Origin of the sequence: Devosia polycyclovorans, from assembly GCF_042181575.1 — a bacterium.
GTDB classification, from domain to species: Bacteria; Pseudomonadota; Alphaproteobacteria; order Rhizobiales; family Devosiaceae; genus Devosia; species Devosia polycyclovorans.
The window spans coordinates 1,666,106-1,687,008 of record NZ_CP170082.1; the positions used below are offsets into that span (position 1 = coordinate 1,666,106).

Genomic DNA, 20,903 nt, shown 5'->3' on the forward strand with positions numbered 1-20,903 from the left:
GCATATGGGATGCGATGAGCCTGAAAGCGGGTGGCCCCCTCCCGGAAAGGAAGGGGCCGGAATGGTCAGGCCGCGAAATAGTCCTGGAGGGCGCGGACCTGCAGGCCGCCCTGCTTGAGGGCGACGATCCCCTCCACCGCGGCGAGGGCACCGTCGATGGTGGTGTAATAGGGGATCTTGGCATAGAGGGCAGTGCGGCGGATGTCGCGGCTGTCGGAGATGGATTTGAGACCATCGGTGGTGTTGATGACCAGCTGCACCCCGCCATTCTTCATGGAGTCGACAATGTGCGGGCGGCCTTCGAGCACCTTGTTGATCTTGGTGGCCGGGACGTTGTTGTCGACCAGGTAGCGCTGGGTGCCGCCGGTGGCGAGGATTTCGAAACCGGCTTCGACCAGGTGGCGGGCCATGTCGACAATGTCGGGCTTGTCGCTGTCGCGCACCGAGATGAAGGCCTTGCCAGAGGTGGGGACCTTTTGACCAGCACCCATTTGCGACTTGGCGAAAGCTACAGCGAAGTCGATATCGAGGCCGATGACCTCGCCGGTCGACTTCATTTCCGGACCAAGCACGGTGTCGACGCCGGGAAAGCGGTTGAACGGGAAGACGGCTTCCTTGACCGCGATATGCTTGAGCGTCTTTTCCACCAGGTTGAAGCTGGCGAGGCTCTCGCCGGCCATGATGCGGCTGGCGATCTTGGCGATGGGCTCACCGATAACCTTGGCGACGAAGGGCACGGTGCGGGAAGCGCGCGGATTGACCTCGATGAGGTAGATCGTGTCGTCCTTATAGGCGAACTGCACGTTCATCAGGCCACCGACCTTGAGCGCGAAGGCCAGTTCGCGGGTCTGGCGCTTGAGCTCGTCGATGATTTCCGGCGGCAGGCTGCGCGGAGGCAGGGAACAGGCCGAGTCGCCGGAATGGATGCCGGCTTCCTCGATGTGTTCCATGATCCCGGCCACGAAGACGTCCTTGCCATCGCAGAGGCAATCGACGTCGATTTCGGTGGCGCCGGAAAGATAGGCGTCGAACAGCAGCGGGTTATCGGAAAGGACCGAGTTGATCTGGCCGGTCTTGTCGTTGGGATAGCGCTGCAGAATATCGGGCGGGACGAGGCCGGTCAGCGTGTCCTGCACATAGCTTTCGAATTCCTTGGCCGAATGGACAATGGCCATGGCGCGGCCGCCCAGCACGTAGGACGGGCGGATGACCAGCGGGTAGCCCAGACGCTCGGCAACCAGACGAGCCTGTTCGAGGGAATAGGCGATGCCGTTCTTAGGCTGGGTCAGTTCGAGCTTGTTCAAGAGCTTCATGAACAGGTCGCGGTCTTCAGCCAGATCGATGGCTTCGGGCTGGGTGCCCAGGATCGGGACCCCGGCCTTGGCGACAGCTTCGGCGAGGTTGAGCGGGGTCTGACCGCCGAACTGGACGATGACGCCGTGCAGGGTGCCGTTCTGCTTTTCGGTGAGCAGGATTTCGATGACGTCTTCTTCGGTCAGCGGCTCGAAATAGAGGCGGTCGGAGGTGTCGTAGTCGGTCGAAACGGTTTCCGGGTTGCAGTTGACCATGATGGTCTCGTAGCCCGCCTCGGCCAGCGCGAAGGCGGCATGGCAGCAGCAATAGTCGAACTCGATGCCCTGGCCGATGCGGTTCGGACCGCCGCCGAGGATGACCACCTTCTTGCGGTCGGTGGGGCGGGATTCGTCCTCGACCTTGCCGGCAAAGGGGGTTTCATAGGTCGAGTACATATAGGCGGTGGGCGAGGCGAACTCGGCCGCGGAGGTATCGATGCGCTTATAGGCCGGACGCACTTCGAGGCTGTGGCGGAGCTTACGGACGTCGGAGGTCTTGAGATTGGCCAGTTGCGCCAGGCGGGCGTCGGAAAAGCCCATGGATTTGAGCATGCGCAGGCTGGCGGCGTCCTGGGGCAGGCCGAATTCCTTGACCTTGGCTTCCATGTCGACAATGCCGCGCATCTGCTCGAGGAACCAGGGGTCGATCTTGCAGGCGTCGTAGATGTCGTCATTGGAGACGCCCAGGCGCATGGCTTCGGCGACATGGAGCAGACGCTGCGGCGTGCCGGTGCCAAGGGCCGCCTTGATTGCGTTCTTGTCTTCGCCTTCGCCAAGGCCGGGAATGCCGATTTCGTTGAGACCGGTGAGGCCGGTTTCGAGCGAGCGCAGGGCCTTTTGCAGGGATTCCTGGAAGGTGCGGCCAATGGCCATGGCTTCGCCGACCGACTTCATCGAGGTGGTGAGGCGATTGTCCGAACCGGGGAACTTCTCGAAAGCGAAGCGCGGAATCTTGGTGACGACATAGTCGATGGTCGGCTCGAAGCTGGCCGGGGTGGCGCCGCCGGTGATGTCGTTTTCCAACTCATCAAGGGTGTAGCCGACGGCGAGGCGTGCGGCGACCTTGGCGATGGGGAAGCCGGTGGCCTTGGAGGCCAGCGCCGAGGAGCGCGAGACGCGCGGGTTCATCTCGATGACGACCATGCGGCCGTCCTTGGGGTTGATGCCGAACTGAACGTTGGAGCCGCCGGTTTCCACACCGATCTCGCGCAGGACGGCCAGCGAGGCGTCGCGCATGATCTGGTATTCCTTGTCGGTCAGCGTCAAGGCCGGGGCGACAGTGATCGAGTCGCCGGTATGGACGCCCATCGGGTCGATGTTCTCGATGGAACAGATGATGATGCAGTTGTCGTTCTTGTCGCGGACAACCTCCATCTCGTATTCCTTCCAGCCGAGCACGCTTTCCTCGACCAGGACTTCATTGGTGGGCGAGGCGTCGATGCCGCTTTCGCAGATCGCCAGATATTCCTCGCGATTGTAGGCAATGCCGCCGCCGGTGCCGCCGAGCGTAAAGCTGGGGCGAATAATGGCGGGCAGGCCGATGACTTCGAGCGCCTGCAGGGCTTCAATGGAATTGTGCGCGAGCATGGAGCGCGGGGTTTCAAGCCCGATCTTCTTCATGGCATCGCGGAACAGTTCGCGGTCCTCGGCCTTGTCGATGGCCTCGGCCGTCGCGCCGATCATTTCGACATTGTATTTTTCGAGCACGCCCATCTTGCGCAGCGAGAGGGCGCAGTTGAGCGCAGTCTGGCCACCCATGGTGGGGAGCAGCGCGTCGGGACGCTCCTTCTCGATGATCTTGGCGACGACTTCGGGGGTGATCGGCTCCATATAGGTGGCGTCGGCCAGGTCCGGATCGGTCATGATCGTGGCCGGGTTCGAGTTCACCAGAATGATCCGGTAGCCCTCTTCCTTGAGCGCCTTGCAGGCCTGGGTGCCTGAATAATCGAACTCGCAGGCCTGCCCGATAATGATCGGCCCCGCGCCGATGATGAGGATCGATTTGATGTCGGTACGCTTTGGCATTCGGGGCTCGCTCTGCTCGTTCAACTGATCATCCGAGCAACAGGGAGAATCGCCCGGACACACCTGTCCGTGCAAAACCCGCGCTGCAGTTGAGCACTGCGCCGCAGGGGAAAAGACCGGACATGGTGGTTAAGCGGGCTGTCTAGCGGAAGAGTCGGCGGAAGGGAAGGGGGCAACTGATCCACGCTCGGTCGCATGAACGTTAGTGAGTGAAGTACGCTCTTCCAGTGTCCATGCGAACTGTGCGATGCGCAGAAGGAGCAAGATCATTCTGTTGTCTGCTCGGACTTCCATAGTCTAAATACAAGTTCATTTGGCTTTTGGGGGAATGCAATGTCCGACGTAGTATATACCACAGTGCCGGGGAAAATTCCGACCCTGCTCACTAAACTCAAGCAGGTCGGCGTTCCTTCGAAGGTGACACATGCTTGGTTGAAGACCATTGGCTTTACCTCGAGCAACGATGGCAGCTTGGTCGGCGTCTTGCGGATCGCAGGGCTAATCGATGCTAGTGGCGCACCAACAGGTCGATGGGCCCAATTTCGTGGTGCACGAGGGAAGGAAGCGTTGGGGGAGGGAATTCGACAGGGCTTTGCGGAATTGTACACTGTCTACCCTGATGCTCACCTCAGATCGAACACGGAGTTGGAGCATGTCTTTAGCTCAAGTACAAAAGCAGGCAAGCAGGCGATTAGCAAAGCCGTATCTACCTTCAAAAACTTGGCTGCCGAGGCGGAATTCAAGTCCGACGCTGCACAAGATGAGCAGCATTTTGAGGCCGAGACACTGCACGCGCCTGTAACAACTGCGGCAAAGGCGGCAAAGGCCAGTTCTCAGTCCAACTCACCATCCCTTCACATCGACGTGCAAGTGCACATATCGTCCGACGCTTCCGCAGAGCAGATTGACCAAGTTTTCTCCAGCATGGCCAAGCATCTGTATGGCAGGAGTTGAGTTGGACCAGTTCGCAAAGAATGTCGCCCGAGCAGCGCAAGCACTTCAGCATGAAATTGGAGCAACTCTCGGGCCACCTGAGGACGCCGTTCGTGCTCGGGACGTGAATGTTTTGATCCCATCGGCGTTGATCAAGGGAACTAGGGGCTATCTGGAAAAGGTCGCCAACCAAGCTAACGGTGCGTACTCACAAGGATGGTACGATGCTTCCGCCGTCATGGTGCGACGTCTGCTGGAGACCCTGATAATTGAAGCTTTCGAGAAGCATGGCCGAGCAAGCGAAATACAGAATTCAGATGGCGATTTTCTCTATCTTCGAGACCTAATTTCTAGAACCGCGTCATGCACCGCTTGGAACCTCAGCCGAAACACCAAGCAGGCGCTACCGCGACTGAAGGATGTAGGTGACAAGTCGGCGCATAGCAGGCGCTTCAATGCAATTCGGAATGACCTGGATGTCCTAAGGTCTGATTTGAGGTGTGTAGTTGAGGAACTGCTCTCGTTGGCAGACCTACGATAGGGGTGCCACCCGTCCGCGCGAGCTTTGCCTGCACTCAATAGTCGGGTCACGGCCGACGAAAAAGCGGCTGTCAAGGCGATCGCGGTAGCGATCAAGGCGGCATACAGGAGTAAGACATGAGCAAGTTTGGCAGGGACCTGATCGAGGCGATGGGTGAAGCCTTGGCCCATGCCGAAGGCGCCAAAACCGGGGTGGTTGAGCATCGCGTTGATCTTGAAACAATTGACGCCCGCTCCATTCGCAAGTCGCTGCATCTGACGCAGGAGCAGCTGGCTCGCATGCTGGGCACCAGCACGTCCGGCTATCGCAAATGGGGGCAGGGGGAGCGCCAGCCGAGCGGGGCGGCGCGGACTCTGCTGCACGTGATGGAAAAAGAACCCGAGGCGGTGTTGCGGGCGCTGACCGAGGCATAGCACCAGGCTGATCGCGCCGAGTTTGTGGAGGCTCTTGGGAAGAGCGCCAAGCTCGATATGCTCCTCCCCCTATCAGGGGGAGGCTGGGTGGGGGTATCCAACCAAAAAGCACGCGCCCTAAAACTTGGTGTCCCTGCTTCGGAGGCGACAAAGCCAGCGTCGCCGCAGATCACCCCCTCCTAGCTTTGCTATGGCCCGTTGGGCCTAGCGGCGCTACCTCCCCCTGTTCAGGGGGAGGTGGGGACAGGGTCCAGCATGAGTGCAAGTTCACGCTTACGCGTGGTGGTGCTGTAGCCGCGCGGGTGCTCACCCAATTCCCACAATCTCCACCTCCGCCTCGCCCAACACCGCCACATCGCCGACGCCCTTGCCGATCAACGCCCGAGCCAGCGGTGACGCGAACGACAGGGTGCCCGCCTTGGGGTCGGCTTCGTCTTCGCCGACGATGGTGAAGGTCTGGGTGCGGCCGTCGTCGCGTTCGATGGTTATGCGGGAGCCGAAGGCGACGAGGTCGTTGCTCTCAGGCGGTGGGACCACCTGGGCGGTGCGGAGGCGTTCGGTGAGGTAGCGCAGGTCGCGATATGGATTGGCCGCCTGTCGGCGGCGTTCGTTGATGTCTTCGATGGCGAGGGCGGTTTCGTAGGCGGCAGTGGCTTCGGCCAGTTGGCGTTCGAGTTGCGCCAGGCCGACGGCGGTCACGAGGTTCGGGCCCGGAGGAATGGGCTTTTCCGGCAGCATGGTTTCGGCGGCCGTCTCGGCGCTGTCTTCCTTGGTAAAGGCTACGCTCACTGAATTCTATCCTGTTGGCGATGACATGAAGGGCCGCTGCCCGGCGCAGCCTGGCTTTGCCAATATGTAGGCATGCTGGCGGCGTTGTGAAACGGCCAGCGCGGCAGCCCTGGCTATGGCGCGGGCTGGCGCAAGATCTTTTCCATTTTCTTGCCCTTGGCCAGCTCGTCCACCAGTTTGTCGAGATAGCGGATTTCCTGCATCAGCGGGTCTTCGATGGTTTCAACCCGGATGCCGCAGACGACGCCGGTGATGAGGGACCGGTTGGGGTTCATGTGCGGGGCATTGGCGAAGAAATCCTTGAACGTCGTCTGGTTGGCCAGCTCGGCATCGAGCGACGCCTGATCGTGGCCGGTGAGCCAGCGGAAGATTTCGTCCACCTCGGCTTTGGTGCGCCCCTTCCGTTCGGCCTTGGCGACATAGAGCGGATAGACGCTGGCGAGGCTGGTGGAAAAGATGCGGTGTGCGGCCATGTCCCTATCCGAACCGGGCAATTGCGAGGCTCCATATTAGCATGGCCGGCCGGATGACGCCAAAGCCCAGCGTTGCAGGCAGAGGTGATGCGGCTCAAGGCAGAGGGCGTGCAGTTCACGGTCGAGCCCATGGATGCGGGCACCATCCATATGGCCGTGTTCGACGACACTTGCGGCAATCTGATCCAGATCGTGCAGCTAAAAGGGTAACAATTCCGGCTTTGTCCACCAGGTGGGGAACCTTCGGGCGCGGACTGCGTGTTCTAACTGTCCATGAAAAGGAGCCGCATCATGACTCGACATTTTCTGCTCGCCTTGGGCGCTGCCACGCTTACCCTATGCGCCGTCAGCCCTTCTTTTGCGCAGACAGCCGCAACCATCAACGACGATCCGATCGCCTGCCCCAGCCAGCAGGAACTCGAACAGGCCGTTGGCAGCGCCGGGGAGATCCGGCCGGACGAATGCACCACGATCGAGATCAGCAAGCTCAGCTCTGACGGCATGGACTTGTGCCTGATCGATTTCGGAATCGATGAGGGATTTCTGGGTCGCTTGCGCGACGTGGCCATGCCCAGCCAGTGGTGGGTGCGCTGCGACGATCTGGAGAATGCGCTGCAATAGCGCATTCCATTTCGTGATTGATCCAAGGGCAACGATTGGCGGCGCCAGGGCTTAGCCGGTTATCTACGCGATAACCGACAGGAGAAGCCTATGACTTTCACAGCCCGTCTGCTCTGCGGAACAATTTTGTCGGCCGGCCTCATGGCCGGACCGGCATTCGCGCAGGCGGAGCCCGTGCAAACCGGGCCCGCAAACGCACCAGATCAAGTACCGGCTTTCGAAGGCCAAAGGCGTGCGTCGCAGCCGGAGAGTCCGGTCGAGGTAACCCAAGAGGTCATTGCAGAGGGGTTGCCGCATCTGTGGGCAATGGAATTCCTGCCCGATGGCCGCATGCTGGTGACGGCAAAGTCGGGGGTGCTGCATATCATCACGCCTGAGGGCGAGGTGAGCGAGGCCATTGCGGGACTGCCGGAGGTGGACGCTGTAGGGCAGGGTGGGCTGCTCGACGTGGCGCTGGCCCCCGACTTCGCAGAGACGGGTCGCATCTATGTCTCGTATTCCGAACCGCGCGAGAGCGGCAATGGGACATCGGTGGCCTCGGCCCGGCTGGTGCTGGCTGATGGCGGCGGCGCCAGCCTTGAAGATGTCGAGGTGATCTTCCGGCAAGAGCCGACCTATGACGGGCGGCTGCATTTCGGGTCGCGCATTGTGCCGACCGAAGATGGCAATCTCTACGTGACGGTAGGCGAGCGTTCGGACGATCCGATCCGCGACCAGGCGCAGGAATTGCAGAGTGGTCTGGGCAAGATTTTCCGGATTACGCCTGATGGCGAGCCGGTAGACGGCAATCCGTTCATTGAGGGCAATGACGGCGCACTGCCGGAAATCTGGAGCCTGGGGCACCGCAATGTGCAGTCGGCAACGCTGGATGATGACGGCCGGCTCTGGATCGTCGAGCATGGCGCCCGCGGAGGGGACGAACTGAACCAGCCTGAGGCCGGCCTCAATTACGGTTGGCCGGAGGTGGCCTATGGCGTCACCTATGGCGGCGCGCCGATCGAGGGCGGTATTACGCAAAGCGCTGAAACCGAGCAGCCGGTTTACTATTGGGATCCGGTAATTGCGCCGTCCGGCATGGCCAATTACCAGGGCAATGAGTTCCCCGAGTGGGATGATACGTTCCTGGTAGGCGGGCTCGTCGCCCAGGCCGTGGTGGTCCTGCATATGGAGGGCGACCGCGTGGCACAGGAGCGGCATATCGATATCGGCGCCCGGGTGCGTGATGTGCGGGTGGGGCCCGATGGCGCTGTCTACGCGCTCACCGAGAGCCGGAACACCGGCCAGTCCAGCATTGTGAAGCTGACCAAGGCCGGGTAGTCTGGACAAGGCATAGAAAAGGCCCGGCGAAAGCGCCGGGCCTTGTTCATGAAGGGGCGGCAGGATTAGTGCATCTGGCTGGACCAATCGTCCACTTCCTTGCGGACTTCGTCCTTAGTCTTGCCGTAGCGTTCCTGAAGCTTGCCTTCGAGCTGCTCGCGATTGCCATTGATCTGGGACACGTCGTCGTCTGTCAGCTTGCCCCATTGTTCCTTGGCCTTGCCAGAGAACTGCTTCCAGCTGCCTTCAATGCGATTCCAGTCCATTTGTCGTCTCCTGTTCCATGAGAATTGGTATGCAGGTTCCATGAGAATTGGTATGCAGGATCAACGTATGGGACGCAGGCCCGTTCCCCAGAAGTGATGGTCAGGGCATTGGCCGTCGCCTATTGCGCAAGCGGGCGGCCATGAAGTCGAGGGCAAGTCCGATAAGGACGGCCAAGCCGATTGCCAGGGCCATGCCGAGCAGGGGCTGGCTGGCAAACCACTGACCCGCGATATAGCCCATGGCGACATTATAGGCGGCCCAGGCTGCTCCGGCGACGAGGCAGAAGGGGGCAAACCTGCGATAAGCAAAACCGGTGCTGCCGGCGGTCAGATTGACCGCCAGGCGCGCAAAGGGAATGAAACGGGCAGTCAGGACCACCATGCCTGCGCGCGGGCCCATGCGTCGGCTGGCCCAGCGCAGCAGGCGGGCCAGGGGGCGAAACCGGGTCTGTTGGAAACGGCGGATTCCGATCAGCCGGCCCAGCGTGTAAGTCAGGGTGTCGCCAATGATGGCACCCAAAGAAGCCGTGAGAAGCAGCAACAGGATGTCGGGTACGGCACTTGAGGCCGCAAGGGCAGCCAGACCGACCACAACCACTTCACTGGGGAAGACCGGAAATACGCCATCAAGCACAACCAAGCCAAGGGCGATCAAATAGACCCAGGGCGAGGTGGCAAGGGGCAGGACGAGATCGTTGAAGATGTCCATCGGGGCCGCTGATTGCACGTCAAGACGTGCTCTTTAGCAGGCGGTTTGCACAACCCTGTGACGGTGGAGCGGTATCAGGCGGCGTGGGCAGCCTTTTGCGTGTCGATTGCGGCTAGGATATCGCTGACCCGGTAAGGCTTGGGCAGAAACTGTGCGCCAGGGGGCAACTGGGCATGGGTGGGCCGGACCCCGCCCGAAACCACGACGATCGGCAGGCCAGGGTGAGCTTTGGCCGCAAGGCGCGCCAGGGCCAGCCCGTCCGGACCGTCACCAAGTTCAATATCGGTCACGAGGGCATCGATATTGGTGTCGATCAGACGCGCAGCCGTGCGGGCGGTGCCAGCCGTCACGGCGTGGTGGCCGAAATCGACCAATTGGTCGGCCAGGTCCAACAGCAGGAGCGGCTGGTCTTCAACGATCAGTATGCGCAAGTCAGTGGGCATTTGGGTATGCCTCCATACGCGGTTACGAAATGTACATGTGAAGGGAAGCGCCAGCGCGGTGGATCGTTGCATGCGGCCGCCGCATAGCTGATCACATGGTTAGTATTTGGTTTAAATTGTCTGGAATGGCGGCGCACGGCGGACATCGGATCTGGGCATTACCTTAAGGATTTGCCCATAGGCTGGGCGGCACGAAAGGGGAGTGCCGTGGCCGAACGCGATGTTGTGTACCTGTCCGAAGTGGTTGGGGCGCTCAGCTATGCGCTCGATATCACCGAGGGGCAGCCTGTTGGCCACAGCCTGCGGTGCTGCTGGATCGGGATGCATGTCGGCATGGGTTTGGGCCTGAGCCAGGCCGAATTGTCCGATCTCTATTATACTATCCTGCTCAAGGATATCGGATGCAGCTCGAATGCGGCGCGGATCTGCCAGCTCTATCTGGCCGACGATCTGAGCTTCAAAGGCAATTACAAGGTGGTCGACACCAAGCTGCCTGAAATCCTGCGCTTTCTGATTGCCAATACCGGCCGCAAGTCAGGCTTTGTCGAGCGGCTGCAGACGCTGGTGCATATTGCGCGCAATGGCGGGGAAATCTCCAAGGAACTGATCGAGACGCGATGCCAGCGGGGCGCGGTGATCGCCCGGTCGATGCGGTTTTCCGAGGCCGTGGCGCAGGGCATTCTCGATCTCGACGAGCACTGGGACGGCAGCGGGCAGCCGGTGAAACTGGAAGGCGAAGAGATTTCGCTGTTCGCGCGCATTGCGTTGCTGGCGCAGGTGGTGGACGTGTTCTTCATGCGCGGCGGAGCCGAGGCGGCATTGGCCGAGGTGACCGAGCGCTCCGGGCGCTGGTTCGATCCGCAATTGGTGACCTTGCTGGTGGGGATGAAAGACGATGCCGGGTTCTGGCAGACCATGCTCAGCAATGACCTGCACGAGCGGGTGATGGAGCTCGAGCCGCGGGCGCTGACGCGGGCGGTGGACGAGGACTATCTGGACGACATCGCGGCAGGCTTTGCGCAGGTGGTTGACGCCAAAAGCCCGTTTACGGCCGGCCATAGCGATCGCGTAGCCCTGTTCACCGACCTGATCGCGGAGGAAATGGGCTATGCGCCCGAGCGGCGGCGCTGGCTCAAGCGCGCGGCGTTGCTGCACGATATCGGCAAGCTGGGCGTTTCCAACAGCGTGCTCGACAAGAACGGCAAGCCGGATGATGAGGAGTGGGCCGACATCAAACGGCACCCCGAGCTGGGGCGGGTAATCCTATCCAAGATAGCAGCATTCCAGGACATGGCGCGGATTGCCGGGGACCACCATGAAAAGCTCAATGGCCGGGGCTATCCGCATGGCATCAAGGCGGACGCAATCGATCTGGATACCCGCATTGTCACTGTGGCCGATATTTTCGATGCGCTGACGGCGGACCGGCCCTATCGTAAGGCGATGCCGGTGTCGGCGGCGTTCGAAATCATGGAAAAGGAAGTGGGTACCGGGCTCGACCCAGATGTGTTTGCAGCGTTGCGGCGTGGCTTTGTGCGGCTTGAAAACGTGGCGGGTTCTGGGAGGGAGCGCGCGGCTTAGGGGGAGGTGCCCCCACCTAGCCTCCCCCTGACAGGGGGAGGGACGCATCGCGTGCGTCTGGAATTCTACAGCCTGGACCGATAAAGCCCGACGCGGATGCCGCCATGCAGCACCGGCGGCAGAGGCGTTTCAAAGCCCAATCCGGTCGCCTGCGCCAATTGCCGGTCGGCCGTGACGATGCCGACGCGCCAGCCGGAAAAGCGCGTCTTGAGAACCTTGCCGAGGGTACGGTGCAGCCCGATGAGCGGGCCTTTTTCGCCCACGCGGGTGCCATAGGGTGGATTAACGATCACGAGGCCCGGCGGACCCTCGGGCGGGGCCAGGTCTTCAATGGATTGCTGGGCGAAACCGGTGCAGTTCGAAACACCGGCACGGGCAGCGTTTTCCGATGCCATGCGGATGGCGCCGGGATCGCGGTCGAAGCCAAGGAAGCGCGTCGTTGTCGGGGTCGGAGCGGCAGGTGCGCGCAGCTCTGCCCAGGCTTTGGCGTTAAAACCGGGAAGCTGTTCGAAGGCGAAGTTTCGGCCGCGTCCGGGCTGCAAGCCAAGGGCGATTTCGGCGGCCTCGATGACGAAGGTGCCCGAGCCGCACATCGGGTCGAGCACTGGTTCGGCGCCAGTATAGCCGCATTGTGCGAGGAACATCGCGGCCATGGTTTCGCGCATCGGTGCCTTGGCGACGCCTTCCTTGAAACCGCGCTTGTGCAGGGACTCGCCGGAAGTGTCGATGCTGATGGTGACCAGGTCGTCCTCGATGCGGACCATGATGCGGAGCACGGCATCCTCAGCAATGGGCGCACCCAATTCCTCGCGGATGGCGGTGGCGACGCGCTGGGCAGCAGCACCGGCGTGATAGATGCGCGAGCGCTTGCAACTGGCCTCGACATGGACGGGCACATCGGGACGGAGGAGTTCGGACCAGGGGAGTTTTCGCGCGCGCTTGTCGAGCTGGGCCAGATGCATGGCGCGGAAAGAGGCGATGCGTGCCAGAACGCGGGTGGCGCCGCGCAGCACCAGGTTAGCGCGCCAGACATCGGGCCAAGTGCCGGGAAAGGTCACGCCGCCATCGATGATTTTCGCGTCGATGAAGCCGGCGGCGCGTGCTTCATCGGCGAGCGGGGCTTCGAGACCGGGCGTGGCAACCAGGAAGATATCAAATGGAGGCGTGTTCATGGGCGAGCAGTAGCTGTGGGCGCCTGGGCTGGCAAGTTCTGCGGTGGGACGGGTTACGCCCGGCGTGATCTATGCTTATATCGGCGAAAGGCGATGAACCATTCGCCGTAATTTCAGGACACTGTCGAAAGAGCCGTTGCGATGACCGAATATGTGCCGCCCAAAGTCTGGACCTGGGACAAGGAAAACGGAGGTGCCTTTGCCAGCACCAATCGACCGATTGCCGGGCCGACCCATGACCAGGAACTACCGCGCGGCGAGCATCCCATCCAGCTCTATTCATTGGCAACTCCCAATGGGCAGAAGGTCACCATCATGCTCGAGGAGTTGCTGGCGGCCGGGCATGATGCGGAATATGACGCGTATCTCATCAATATCGGCAAGGGTGACCAGTTCGGGTCGGGCTTTGTGTCGGTGAACCCGAACTCGAAGATTCCCGCGATGATGGATTATGGGCCCAAGGAGCCGATCCGGCTGTTCGAGAGCGGCTCGATGCTGGTCTATCTGGCCGACAAGTTCGATGCATTCCTGTCCAAGGATGTGGCAAAGCGGGCCGAAACGATGAACTGGCTGTTCTGGCAGATGGGCAGTGCGCCGTTCCTCGGCGGCGGCTTCGGGCATTTCTATGCCTACGCGCCCATCAAGCTCGAATATCCGATCAATCGCTATGCGATGGAAGCCAAGCGCCAGCTCGATGTTCTGGATAGAGAGTTGGCGGACAAGGAGTTCATATCGGGGAGCGATTACACCATCGCCGACATGGCGATTTTCCCGTGGTACGGCAACATGGTGCTGGGCCGGGCCTATAATGCGGCCGAATTCCTCGATGTCGGCACCTACAAGAACGTCATTCGCTGGGCCGAGCAGATCGATGCGCGCGAGCCGGTAAAGCGCGGCCGGTGCGTCAACGCCTCGGGCGGCCCCGAGGACGAGCAATTGCACGAGCGGCACTCGGCGGCCGATGTCGACAAGGTTGTGGCGCTACGCAAGGAGCGCGGGACGGTCTAGCGCCGGTTTCGCCTTGGGATTTGAAGTCACCTCCGTCTGACGGAGGTGACTTAGCATCGCCGGAGTGCGTTTAATTATTGATGGCGATAATGCCCCATTGTGTGGCCGCGCAATCGTCGTCCAGACACACATTGCTGATCCACACTGCACCACTGCCGACGCCGACACCTTCTGCGGTGACAATGAGGTCTGCCACATCCTGGTTGAGGAACGCCTGCTGCGTGTCGAACGAGACCAGCATGTCGAAATTGTCAGCAAGGTCCTGTTCTTCAAGCACGTCGTAGGTTTCGCCGTTGGCATTCACCACCAGCGGGAAAAAGGCATATTGCCCCCACGTGACAGGGTCGCCGAACATGACGGCATCTTGAAGCAAAGAGAAGACCTCGAAGAACCCATCGGCATTGCCATGGAGGGATTCAATCTGGGCGTATACGTCCTCTTCTGACTGGGCGGCGGCAGCGGGTGCCAACAGCAGGACGGCAAGGAACGCAAGAGCGGGGCGCAGGAACATTGTGGTCTCGCAGGGGTCAAAATTTGCCGCGACGTAGCAGCGGTCCAATTCAGTCTACATGCACGGAGCGGTGGCGGGAATACACCCCCTGTTAAGCGTAACCGACCATTATGTGGGCCGTCGGGGGCGCGTTTTTTGCCCTCCTGCCCTGTTTGTATTGAATTTGAGTAAGCCCTATGCGTCTGATTATCGGTATCGTCGTCGTCTTTGCCTGCGTGTTTGGTGGCTATGCGGCGATGGGCGGCAAGCTCTACGTGTTGTGGCAGCCTTTTGAATTCGTGATCATTCTGGGCGCAGCGATCGGTGCTTTCATCATCGCAAACGGGGCACCGGTGCTCAAGGCGGTGCCGTCCATGTTCGGTACGATGCTCAAGGGGCCGAAATACAACAAGGCGGCTTATGTGGAACTGCTGGGTCTGCAGTTCTCGATGTACAAGCTGATCCAGCAGAAGGGCATTCTGGGGATCGAGCCGCATATCGAGGACCCGCATAATTCCACCCTGTTCAACGCCTTCCCGACATTTGCCAAGAACCACCACGCGGTGGAGTTCGTGTGCGACTACATGCGCATGGTGACCATGGGGTCCAACAATGTGCATGAGATGGATGCGCTGATGGACGAGGAACTGGAAACGCACCATCAGGAGCAGGAACGGATCGTTTCTGCCATGCAGGCGGTCGCTGACGGCACGCCCGCACTGGGCATCGTGGCCGCGGTTCTGGGTGTGATCAAGACCATGGGCTCTATCTCGGAGCCGCCCGAAGTGCTGGGGCACCTGATCGGTGGCGCGCTGGTTGGTACCTTCTTCGGCGTATTTGTCGCCTATGGCTTTTTTGGTCCCATGGCCCAGTCACTCAAGAGCACATTTGAGGCCGAGTCCAAATACTTCCTCTCGCTCAAGGTGGGCCTGTTGGCCCATATCGGCGGTCAGCCGCCGGTGATGGCGATTGAATTCGCGCGCAAGGCCTTGATGAGCGATGTGCGCCCGAGCTTTGCTGAAGTTGAAGCTGCCACCGCTGCGCTGCCGGCCACCACCTGATAGCCTGAACGGGGGCAGCCAGAATGGCGAATTACGACCAGCCGATCATCATCAAGAAGGTCAAGAAGGCCGCCCATGCTCACCATGGCGGGGCGTGGAAGATTGCCTATGCCGACTTCGTGACGGCGATGATGGCATTCTTCCTCTTGATGTGGCTGATCAGCATGACGACGCCCGAGCAGAAGGAAGGCCTGGCCAATTATTTCGCGCCTGCATCTCTGAGTACGACCACGAGCGGCGCTGGCGGCGTGATGGGTGGCAGTGCGATGGACAATTCGGGCAACCAGATGTCTGGCTCCTCTGCCGACATCATCGAGGACCGACCAGCGTCGCCGCAAAGCTCGGACCAGGGTACCACCGATACCCATATCGGCGGCGCGGCGCGCCAGCAGGGCAGCGAGCAACGCGCCAGCAGCGACAGTGAGTTCAACCTGCAATCGCTTGAAGCGCAGGCGTTCCACAGTGCGGCGGCGAGCATCAAGCAGGCCTGGCAGTCGCTGCCCGAAGTGACCCCATTCCTGGACAATCTGCTTGTCGAGCAGACCGAGGAGGGGCTGGATATCCAGATCGTTGACCAGCAGGGCCGCCCCATGTTCCCAGAGGGGTCGAAATATCCGCTGGAGCCCACCCGTGCAGCGATCGCGGCGATTGGTCCGATCCTGCAGCAGCTCAATGCGCAGGTGACAATATCGGGCCATACCGCGGCGGGCGGGCGCTACGACAATCCGCGCTACGGACCCTGGGAACTGTCGGCGGACCGCGCCAATGTGGTGCGCTCGATCCTGGGTGAGTTCGGCATGAGCGACGATCGCTTCAAGGCCGTAGCCGGGCGAGCGACGGGTGAACCGTTCTTTCCCAACGATCCCTATATGGCCGCCAATGAACGGGTGCGGATCACGGTGCTGCACGCCCCTCCGCCAGTGCCAACTGACCTATCGTTCTGAGGCTCAAGAGGCGGAAAGAAATGATTAACCGCGATCTTCGCCGTGATCGCGCGGGACTTAATCGTTCAGAATTGTGACAGAACTGTTTAAGCAGTTGGGGCGCATCTTCAAAGGATTACTTTGGGGGAGATCTCTCATGCGCACCATGACGCGTTTGACGGCCTTACTACTCATTCTGATTTCATCTTCTGTTTTTGCCGCAGCCCAGGACTGGACGGTTGCCCGGCTGCGCGGAGACGCGCAGCACTATGATGGGCGGGAATGGCACCCGCTTGCCATTGGCGACATCGTGCGGCGCTCGCATCATGTGCGTACTTTTCATAATGCACGCATGGAACTTGTTCGTGGCAATGAGTCCATTGAATTGGGGCCCGGCACATTCCTGGCCATTCACGAGGCCCAAGGCCGAAAGCTCACAGATGTCGAACAGCATCTTGGAACTGTGCGGATCACCGCGGACAAGCGGAATGTCGAGCATTTTCAGGTCACCACCCCGGTGTTGGCCGCGGTCGTCAAGGGCACGCAGTTTTCGGTAAAGCTGTCGAACGGCCGCGCCACAGTCGCAGTGGATAGCGGCGTCGTTCAGGTGCAAGACACGGTGAACAATGTGGTCGCCGATGTCGTGGTGGGGCAGTCGGCGTCTGCGGGAACGGACAATCCGCTGCAGGTCAGCGGCCCCGGGTCATCCAGCACTATCTATGTTGTGAACGGGCGGCCCGTGGTCGGAGCGACTGCGGCCGCCCAGGCTGCCGGTTATGATCCAGCGGCCGAGGAGAAGAGTGGCTACCAGTCGCCGGCGGGCGACCCGGGCCGCTCCAGTAGTAGTGCCTCGGCCGGCGGTGGTGGGAATAGCTCCGGCGGGGGCGGTTCTGCTGGGGCCGGTAGCTCTGGAGGCGGTTCTGGCGGAGGCGGTTCTGGCGGAGGCGGTTCTGGCGGGGGCGGTTCTGCTGGGGGCGGTAGCTCTGGAGGCGGTTCTGCCGGGGGCGGTTCTGCCGGGGGCGGTTCTGCTGGGGGCGGTTCTGCTGGGGGCGGTAGCTCTGGAGGCGGTTCTGGCGGGGGCGGTTCTGCTGGGGGCGGTTCTGCTGGGGGCGGTAGCTCTGGAGGCGGTTCTGCCGGGGGCGGCAGCTCCTGGGGCGATGACGACGACGATTGACGTCCACTAGAAGACGCTTCGAATTGTACAGGGCCGGCGCCAATCAGGCGCCGGCCAATTTGCATCAAATTGCGGTATTGAGCGGCAGAAGGCGTTAACCGGAGTTCTAGGTAACTTGCGGTATGTCCCGGGTTCTTTGACCTCGGTAAGGCCGGGTTAATAGGTCTCTACGCGATAGTACACACAGTAAAGTGGTGCATCGGGCGTGGGAGATTGTCATGGGTGTCGTAAAATCTATTCTTGCTACACTGGCGCTGGCCTGCAGCTGTTCGGTTGCCATTGCTGATGAGTGGATCGCCGAGCGCCTGCGCGGTGACGTGCTGCAGTACGAGCGTGGCAATTGGGTGACCCTGGAACGGGGCGATGTGGTGCCCGATGGTGGCAAGGTGCGGACGACCGGAACCGGGCGGGTGGACCTTGTGCGCGGGCAGGAGAGCATTGCCCTTGGCCCCAATACCCAGATTGCCGTGCGGGATGCCGCGGGACAAAAGATGACCAGCGTGATCCAGAGCAGCGGCATCGTCACCGTAACGGCCGAGAAGCGCAATGTGCAGCATTTTTCCGTGCAGACCCCAATCCTAGCCGCGATTGTAAAGGGTACACAGTTCACGGTTACCTATAGCAACGGCCTGGCGGGGGTGGACGTGATGAGTGGCATCGTTCAGGTGCAGGACAGCATTCATGATGTGGTGGTCGATGTCACACGCGGGCAGTCAGCAGCCGCCAGTCAGTCGCGCCCGCTCAAGGTAGAAGGTCCAGGCGCCGACAAGGCGGTCTTTCTGATCGGCGGGGTGGCGGTACCTGCAGCGGCTCGCGAGGCCTTTGTGAGCGGTGTCGGTGTGGAGACTGCCGCTGCCGCTACCAGCGGTATTCAGGTGACGGCGGGCGCTGGCAACACTGGTGTGACGGCAGGTGTGGGCGCGACGGCCGGAACCGGGGCAACGGCGACGGCAGGTGCAGGTGCATCGGCTGGAACAGGGGTGACAGCGACGGCTGGTGCGAGCGCGGGAGGTGGTAACCTGAACGTGACTGCCGGTGCTGGTGTTGGCGGTACTGGGGTGACCGCTGGTGCCGCGGCAGGAACCGGCGGAACGTCAGCCGGTGCTTCGGTGGGCAATGGCGGCGCAGGTGGCACCGCGGTCAATGTTGATCTGGGACCAGCGGAGGTTAGCGTCGGTGTTGGCGGCGGCGGCCTCGGCGCGAAACTGGGGCTCTAGCCGAGCCCGCTGGCATCACGCCTTAAGGCGAGGACTGAAGCCCGTGGCTCAGGCCTGCTAGCACCTTGGCGAAGTCGGCGCTCGGTACCGGCCGGCTGAAATAGTATCCCTGGCCATAGTTGCAGCCTAGACCAGCCAGGAGGGCGGCGGTCTGTTCGTCCTCCACGCCCTCGGCAATGGTGCGTTTGTCCATCCGGGCCGACAAGTCAATGATGGCTGACAGCAGGTTCCGGTCGGTGGCCGAAGTGCGGTTTCGCACAAAGCTCTGGTCGATCTTGACCAAATCAAAGGGCAGGTCGCGGAAATAGCTCAGCGACGAATAGCCCGTGCCGAAATCGTCAATCGCCAGGCGCACGCCCAGATCGCGCAATTGCCACATCACATCATGGACGCGGCGCGGATCGGTCACGCGGCTGCTCTCGGTGATCTCCAGTTCGAGCCGGGACGCAGGCAGGCCCGATCTGCGCAGGGCCGCGGCCACGGTCGCGGCAATGTCGGCGTGCTGGAACTGAATTGGCGATACGTTGACCGCAACGGTAGCCGGGTTGGGCCAGGCTGCGGCCTGGTGACAGGCCTCCCATAGAATCCAGCGCCCCAGTTCCACGATCAGGCCGGTTTCTTCGGCAAGGGGAATGAATTCGGCGGGGGACACGGAGCCCAGTTCGGGATGGTCCCAACGCATCAAAGCCTCAGCGCCAATGATGCTGCGGGATTTCAGGTCGACCTGCGGCTGAAAGTTGAGGCGGAGCTGATTGCGGCCCAGAGCGCGGCGCAGGTCCCGGTCGAGCTGACGGTGGCGGTCCAGAACCGACTGGTCGGCTGGGCTGAAGCCACGGGTGTTCAGACGGTCGGCGCGCGCCTGGATCAGGGCCATTTCGGCCTGGGTGAGCAATTCGCCGCGGCTGATCGATCCTGCGGCGAAGCCGACCACTATCTCAACATGCAAATGGTGCCCGTCGGCGTGGTATTCCCCCGAAAGCGAAGACCTCAATTGCCGCGCGATATTGGCGAGCCGATCGGCATCTCCGTCATCATCGCGCAGCAGAGCAAAGGTGGATGGCGCGGTGCGCGCCACCTCGCTGAACCCGGTGTGCCCGAGGCGGTGGGCGAACTGGAGCAGAACGGCCTCCACAACATCATGCCCCAGGGTGACCCGCAGTTCGTCTGTCGCCTGGACCTGCAGCAGCAGAAGCATCAGCGGGTGAGCGGGGCGCGGAAGCTCCATCAGGCCCTGCTGCGAAAGCAGGCCCGTGGCCGCATCGTGCGTGGCCAGGAAGCGTATCCGGTCCTGGGCGGCGCGCCGGGCCAGGAGGTGGTCATAGCCGTTATCGGCCAGGGCGAGTCCGAACAGGACTACCAGGCCGACATGCAGGCTTGCAGTGCTGACCACCACATTGGCGTGGGAATGGGCCAGAAGTGCCAGAGCTTCGCCCAGTAGGGCTGCAAGCACCAGACCCGCGAAGATCGCTTGCGCGTTGGCCTTGCGCCTGTGCACGAGCAACAGCAAGGTCAGGACGGACACGATCAGCACGCCCGGCAGACCGCCCCAATTGACCAGGATGCGTCCCGTCTTGATCGTTTCGAGCGCCAAGGCCTGCAGCACGGGGCCAGGAATGACCCCGTACCGCGGCACGGTGAAGAAGTCGCGCAGTTCGATGGCGCTCGCTCCGATGATGACCTGCTTGCCCGCCAAGAGAGCAAGGTCGACCCGGCCATACAGCACATCGGTGAAGCTCAGGCGTTCCAGCGACGCCAGATCGAGTGAGAAATCTACTTCCAGCACTTGGGGCAAGGGCGCATTGCCGCGGGCCAGTTGCACGGCGAGAGCGGGAATAGTCCCGGCTGCATCGGAAGCAGCGATGGGCAGACTGTGGGCCGTTGCCGTCACAGGGTTGAGCAGTACGTTGACCAGCACAGGGTCGGCCGCAGCGGAAAACTCGGGGAGGGGGCGGGAGAAGTGCAACTGGCCATCCGGGCCCATCTGGGCAAAGGCCGCGAGATAGGCGTAGCCGCCAGCCCGCTCCAGTGCCGCGGTGAAGAGAGCATCGTCGAATGGGTCGCGGCTGCTGGAAAAATCGATGTCGAAGGCGACCTCGTCGGCGCCGGCCTCCATGAGCCGATCGAGCAGGGTAGCGTGAAGGCTGCGTGGCCAGGGCCAAACTCCGATTTCGGCGAGGCTCTTGCTGTCTATTTCCACCACCACGGTGGTGCCGCTGACCGGACGGTTGGCAGACGCAAGGCGCCAGTCCTCCAGGCGGCGGTCAAGCGAGGCCAACATGCCAGCCTGCGTCAAGCCCAGCAGTACCAGCATCGCCACGAAGGCAGCCGTCCATCTAAGTAGTTGCCGCAACAGTGTCTCCCCGGCCAGAACCCAACCTACTCCGGCGAGCCCTGA

Annotated in this window: 20 protein-coding genes and 1 pseudogene; 12 read left to right on the forward strand and 9 right to left on the reverse strand. The window is 61.7% G+C overall.

The window, feature by feature from the left end; translation table 11 throughout:
- Nucleotides 1-65: 65 nt before the first annotated feature.
- A complete protein-coding gene (gene carB, locus ACE4RL_RS08405; protein ID WP_375600045.1) occupies nucleotides 66-3,377 on the reverse strand; it encodes a carbamoyl-phosphate synthase large subunit in 3,312 nt (1,103 codons plus the stop codon).
- Between the two features lie 333 nt (nucleotides 3,378-3,710).
- On the opposite strand from carB, the gene ACE4RL_RS08410 reads away from it, so the two are divergent.
- Both ACE4RL_RS08410 and ACE4RL_RS08415 read left to right on the forward strand, forming a co-directional pair.
- The gene (locus tag ACE4RL_RS08410; RefSeq protein ID WP_375600046.1) at nucleotides 3,711-4,331 is read left to right on the forward strand and encodes a DUF5343 domain-containing protein; all 621 of its coding nucleotides are present in this window, start codon (nucleotides 3,711-3,713) and stop codon (nucleotides 4,329-4,331) included.
- Between the two features lie 636 nt (nucleotides 4,332-4,967).
- Nucleotides 4,968-5,264: a helix-turn-helix domain-containing protein gene (locus ACE4RL_RS08415; protein ID WP_375600047.1), complete on the forward strand. Its 297-nt coding sequence runs from the start codon at nucleotides 4,968-4,970 to the stop codon at nucleotides 5,262-5,264.
- Between the two features lie 306 nt (nucleotides 5,265-5,570).
- On the opposite strand, the gene greA is transcribed toward ACE4RL_RS08415, so the two are convergent.
- Nucleotides 5,571-6,053 (reverse strand): transcription elongation factor GreA, encoded by a 483-nt coding sequence (greA, locus tag ACE4RL_RS08420; RefSeq protein WP_375600048.1) that lies wholly within the window; start codon nucleotides 6,051-6,053, stop codon nucleotides 5,571-5,573.
- A gap of 113 nt (nucleotides 6,054-6,166) precedes the next feature.
- Nucleotides 6,167-6,526 carry a DUF2200 domain-containing protein gene (locus tag ACE4RL_RS08425; protein WP_375600049.1) on the reverse strand — a complete coding sequence of 120 codons (360 nt, stop codon included), beginning with the start codon at nucleotides 6,524-6,526 and terminating at the stop codon, nucleotides 6,167-6,169.
- 87 nt (nucleotides 6,527-6,613) lie between these two features.
- Here ACE4RL_RS08425 and ACE4RL_RS08430 point away from each other — a divergent pair, with 87 nt between their 5' ends.
- From ACE4RL_RS08430 to ACE4RL_RS08440, 3 genes are all read left to right on the forward strand, one after another.
- The gene (locus ACE4RL_RS08430) at nucleotides 6,614-6,736 is read left to right on the forward strand and encodes a VOC family protein (RefSeq protein ID WP_375600050.1); all 123 of its coding nucleotides are present in this window, start codon (nucleotides 6,614-6,616) and stop codon (nucleotides 6,734-6,736) included.
- An 81-nt stretch (nucleotides 6,737-6,817) separates the two neighbouring features.
- Complete coding sequence (locus tag ACE4RL_RS08435) at nucleotides 6,818-7,147, forward strand: hypothetical protein (protein ID WP_375600051.1); 330 nt, start codon at nucleotides 6,818-6,820, stop codon at nucleotides 7,145-7,147.
- Between the two features lie 90 nt (nucleotides 7,148-7,237).
- Nucleotides 7,238-8,464, forward strand: coding sequence for a PQQ-dependent sugar dehydrogenase (locus ACE4RL_RS08440; RefSeq protein WP_375600052.1), 1,227 nt, complete (start codon nucleotides 7,238-7,240; stop codon nucleotides 8,462-8,464).
- A 65-nt stretch (nucleotides 8,465-8,529) separates the two neighbouring features.
- On the opposite strand, the gene ACE4RL_RS08445 is transcribed toward ACE4RL_RS08440, so the two are convergent.
- From ACE4RL_RS08445 to ACE4RL_RS08455, 3 genes are all read right to left on the reverse strand, one after another.
- On the reverse strand, nucleotides 8,530-8,730 hold the full coding sequence (locus tag ACE4RL_RS08445; RefSeq protein WP_375600053.1) for a CsbD family protein: 201 nt from the start codon (nucleotides 8,728-8,730) through the stop codon (nucleotides 8,530-8,532).
- A 100-nt stretch (nucleotides 8,731-8,830) separates the two neighbouring features.
- Nucleotides 8,831-9,457, reverse strand: coding sequence for a DedA family protein (locus tag ACE4RL_RS08450; RefSeq protein ID WP_375600054.1), 627 nt, complete (start codon nucleotides 9,455-9,457; stop codon nucleotides 8,831-8,833).
- A gap of 56 nt (nucleotides 9,458-9,513) precedes the next feature.
- Nucleotides 9,514-9,882, reverse strand: coding sequence for a response regulator (locus ACE4RL_RS08455; RefSeq protein ID WP_375600055.1), 369 nt, complete (start codon nucleotides 9,880-9,882; stop codon nucleotides 9,514-9,516).
- 207 nt (nucleotides 9,883-10,089) lie between these two features.
- On the opposite strand from ACE4RL_RS08455, the gene ACE4RL_RS08460 reads away from it, so the two are divergent.
- Complete coding sequence (locus ACE4RL_RS08460) at nucleotides 10,090-11,463, forward strand: HD-GYP domain-containing protein (RefSeq protein WP_375600056.1); 1,374 nt, start codon at nucleotides 10,090-10,092, stop codon at nucleotides 11,461-11,463.
- 65 nt (nucleotides 11,464-11,528) lie between these two features.
- Here ACE4RL_RS08460 and ACE4RL_RS08465 read toward each other — a convergent pair whose 3' ends face one another.
- Entirely contained in the window at nucleotides 11,529-12,635 is a 1,107-nt protein-coding gene (locus ACE4RL_RS08465; RefSeq protein ID WP_375600057.1) for a class I SAM-dependent RNA methyltransferase, read from the reverse strand.
- A 141-nt stretch (nucleotides 12,636-12,776) separates the two neighbouring features.
- Here ACE4RL_RS08465 and yghU point away from each other — a divergent pair, with 141 nt between their 5' ends.
- On the forward strand, nucleotides 12,777-13,643 hold the full coding sequence (gene yghU / locus ACE4RL_RS08470; RefSeq protein ID WP_375600058.1) for a glutathione-dependent disulfide-bond oxidoreductase: 867 nt from the start codon (nucleotides 12,777-12,779) through the stop codon (nucleotides 13,641-13,643).
- 70 nt (nucleotides 13,644-13,713) lie between these two features.
- Here the strand turns inward: yghU and ACE4RL_RS08475 are convergent, their stop codons facing one another.
- Entirely contained in the window at nucleotides 13,714-14,154 is a 441-nt protein-coding gene (locus tag ACE4RL_RS08475; RefSeq protein ID WP_375600059.1) for a hypothetical protein, read from the reverse strand.
- Nucleotides 14,155-14,330: 176 nt separating this feature from the next.
- Between ACE4RL_RS08475 and motA the strand changes: the two genes are divergently transcribed.
- From motA to ACE4RL_RS08500, 5 genes and pseudogenes are all read left to right on the forward strand, one after another.
- Nucleotides 14,331-15,194 carry a flagellar motor stator protein MotA gene (gene motA, locus ACE4RL_RS08480; RefSeq protein WP_375600060.1) on the forward strand — a complete coding sequence of 288 codons (864 nt, stop codon included), beginning with the start codon at nucleotides 14,331-14,333 and terminating at the stop codon, nucleotides 15,192-15,194.
- A gap of 23 nt (nucleotides 15,195-15,217) precedes the next feature.
- The gene (locus ACE4RL_RS08485) at nucleotides 15,218-16,138 is read left to right on the forward strand and encodes a flagellar motor protein MotB (RefSeq protein WP_375600061.1); all 921 of its coding nucleotides are present in this window, start codon (nucleotides 15,218-15,220) and stop codon (nucleotides 16,136-16,138) included.
- Between the two features lie 331 nt (nucleotides 16,139-16,469).
- Nucleotides 16,470-16,661, forward strand: a pseudogene (locus ACE4RL_RS08490) (hypothetical protein); the annotation flags it as partial.
- A gap of 256 nt (nucleotides 16,662-16,917) precedes the next feature.
- Nucleotides 16,918-17,301, forward strand: coding sequence for a pentapeptide repeat-containing protein (locus tag ACE4RL_RS08495; RefSeq protein WP_375600062.1), 384 nt, complete (start codon nucleotides 16,918-16,920; stop codon nucleotides 17,299-17,301).
- 208 nt (nucleotides 17,302-17,509) lie between these two features.
- Complete coding sequence (locus ACE4RL_RS08500; RefSeq protein ID WP_375600063.1) at nucleotides 17,510-18,508, forward strand: FecR domain-containing protein; 999 nt, start codon at nucleotides 17,510-17,512, stop codon at nucleotides 18,506-18,508.
- A 22-nt stretch (nucleotides 18,509-18,530) separates the two neighbouring features.
- Here the strand turns inward: ACE4RL_RS08500 and ACE4RL_RS08505 are convergent, their stop codons facing one another.
- A complete protein-coding gene (locus ACE4RL_RS08505) occupies nucleotides 18,531-20,858 on the reverse strand; it encodes a putative bifunctional diguanylate cyclase/phosphodiesterase (RefSeq protein WP_375600064.1) in 2,328 nt (775 codons plus the stop codon).
- Nucleotides 20,859-20,903 lie beyond the last annotated feature (45 nt).

Bases quoted from the DNA above. Each gene is read 5' to 3' on its own strand.
- carB (WP_375600045.1), bottom strand. From the start codon at position 3,377: ATGCCAAAGCGTACCGACATCAAATCGATCCTCATCATCGGCGCGGGG.
- ACE4RL_RS08410 (WP_375600046.1), top strand. From the start codon at position 3,711: ATGTCCGACGTAGTATATACCACAGTGCCGGGGAAAATTCCGACCCTG.
- ACE4RL_RS08415 (WP_375600047.1), top strand. From the start codon at position 4,968: ATGAGCAAGTTTGGCAGGGACCTGATCGAGGCGATGGGTGAAGCCTTG.
- ACE4RL_RS08425 (WP_375600049.1), bottom strand. From the start codon at position 6,526: ATGGCCGCACACCGCATCTTTTCCACCAGCCTCGCCAGCGTCTATCCG.
- ACE4RL_RS08430 (WP_375600050.1), top strand. From the start codon at position 6,614: ATGCGGCTCAAGGCAGAGGGCGTGCAGTTCACGGTCGAGCCCATGGAT.
- ACE4RL_RS08435 (WP_375600051.1), top strand. From the start codon at position 6,818: ATGACTCGACATTTTCTGCTCGCCTTGGGCGCTGCCACGCTTACCCTA.
- ACE4RL_RS08440 (WP_375600052.1), top strand. From the start codon at position 7,238: ATGACTTTCACAGCCCGTCTGCTCTGCGGAACAATTTTGTCGGCCGGC.
- ACE4RL_RS08445 (WP_375600053.1), bottom strand. From the start codon at position 8,730: ATGGACTGGAATCGCATTGAAGGCAGCTGGAAGCAGTTCTCTGGCAAG.
- ACE4RL_RS08455 (WP_375600055.1), bottom strand. From the start codon at position 9,882: ATGCCCACTGACTTGCGCATACTGATCGTTGAAGACCAGCCGCTCCTG.
- ACE4RL_RS08465 (WP_375600057.1), bottom strand. From the start codon at position 12,635: ATGAACACGCCTCCATTTGATATCTTCCTGGTTGCCACGCCCGGTCTC.
- yghU (WP_375600058.1), top strand. From the start codon at position 12,777: ATGACCGAATATGTGCCGCCCAAAGTCTGGACCTGGGACAAGGAAAAC.
- ACE4RL_RS08475 (WP_375600059.1), bottom strand. From the start codon at position 14,154: ATGTTCCTGCGCCCCGCTCTTGCGTTCCTTGCCGTCCTGCTGTTGGCA.
- motA (WP_375600060.1), top strand. From the start codon at position 14,331: ATGCGTCTGATTATCGGTATCGTCGTCGTCTTTGCCTGCGTGTTTGGT.
- ACE4RL_RS08485 (WP_375600061.1), top strand. From the start codon at position 15,218: ATGGCGAATTACGACCAGCCGATCATCATCAAGAAGGTCAAGAAGGCC.
- ACE4RL_RS08500 (WP_375600063.1), top strand. From the start codon at position 17,510: ATGGGTGTCGTAAAATCTATTCTTGCTACACTGGCGCTGGCCTGCAGC.